This window comes from Microbacterium sp. H6 (assembly GCF_003314775.1).
Taxonomy (GTDB): domain Bacteria; phylum Actinomycetota; class Actinomycetes; order Actinomycetales; family Microbacteriaceae; genus Microbacterium; species Microbacterium oxydans.
The window spans coordinates 1-1,482 of record NZ_QOAY01000164.1; the positions used below are offsets into that span (position 1 = coordinate 1).

Annotated in this window: 1 protein-coding gene; it reads left to right on the plus strand. The window is 67.9% G+C overall.

The window, feature by feature from the left end; translation table 11 throughout:
* Positions 1-126: 126 nt before the first annotated feature.
* The coding region (locus tag DSP71_RS10250) for an HNH endonuclease signature motif containing protein (RefSeq protein WP_258546368.1) at positions 127-1,482 on the plus strand (1,356 nt) is incomplete at its 3' end.

The following is a 1,482-nucleotide window of genomic DNA, read 5'->3' on the forward strand; positions in this document are numbered from 1 at the left end:
CGGGCCTGGTAGGCCTGGTGGGCCTGGTGGGTCGGTCCGGGGAGGGTGGCTTTCGGGATACCGGTCTCACCAGCATGCGATCGAACAAATCTTCGAATCTCGGCACGATCCGCGATAAAATGAAGCATGTCCAGATTGACCGCGTTGCACGAGGCGATGTCCCGCCTCGATGAGGCGTGGTCGGATGCCGACGACTCCGGAGACCTGTCGCGCGAGCAGTTGATGGTGGTGAGCGAGTCGATCGGGGTGCTGCGGCGTCGGTTGGATGCCGTGCATGTCTCGGTGGCGGCGTGCATATCGCGTGAGTCGCGTCCAGAGCTCGGCGCGGAGAGCCTGGCGAAGCAGCAGGGCTACCGCAATCCGGCGACGCTGATCGCGGCTGCGACGGGAGTGTCGACGGGCGATGCCTCGCGCCTCGTCAAGGTGGGCGAAGCGACTGCACCCCGCAGCGACCTCCTGGGCGCCCCTCTGCCGGCGAAGTACCCGTCGGTGAGTACGGCACTCGACTCGGGTGCGCTCGGCGCCCCGGCCGCCGCGGTGATCATCGCGCTCCTCGATCGCTGTCGGATCGCCGCGGGAGCGGAGCGTATCGCCGAAGGCGAGCGGGTGCTGGCGGAGAAAGCGGCGGGTTTGGCGCTCGACGATGTGCGCAAGCTCGTGGTCCGCGCGGAAGCATGGCTCGACCCGGACGGTCTGGAGCCCAGGGAGGACGAACGGCGCAACAGACGTGCGCTATCGCTGTTCGAGCGTGACGGCATGGTGCATCTGAACGCGGTGCTCGACGTCGAGACCGCGGCTCCGGTGGTCACCGCGATCCGGGGGTACGTGACCGCCGCGTTCGCCGCGCGAAAAGATGCGCCCGACGAGGGTGCGCCCGATGCGGACCGCCGGACGGTGCCGATGATCCAAGCTGATGCTCTGGCGGTGTTCTGTGCGCACGTGCTCGGGTGCGAGCAGCGGGTGCCGGTAGCGGGTGCGACGGTGATCGTGCGGATGAACCTCGACGATCTGGAAGCCGGCACGGGGTCGGCGACCCTGGATGGTGTCGATCACCCGGTCAGCGTCGGAGCTGCGCGCAGGATGGCGGCCGGTGGCGGTGTGATCCCGTGCGTTCTCGGTGGCGACAGCGAGATCCTCGAATGGGGTCGGGAGAAGCGGCTGTTCACCCGCGCACAACGGCTGGCGCTGGTGGAGCGCGACGGGGGATGCGCGATGTGCGGATTGCCGCCCGAGATGACGAAGGCCCATCACATCCGCTGGTGGAAACGAGATCACGGGCCGACCGACCTCTCCAACGGGGTACTGCTGTGCGAAACGTGTCACCACCGCATCCACGACAACGGGTGGGAGATCCGTATCGACGATGCCGGGAGTATGAGTAGGAGTGGGGGCGGGAGTAGGAGGGGGACTGGGAGCGGCGCGCGGGTGTGGTTCATTCCGCCGCGATACGTCGATCCTGCGCAGACCCCGAGGCTCGGCGGT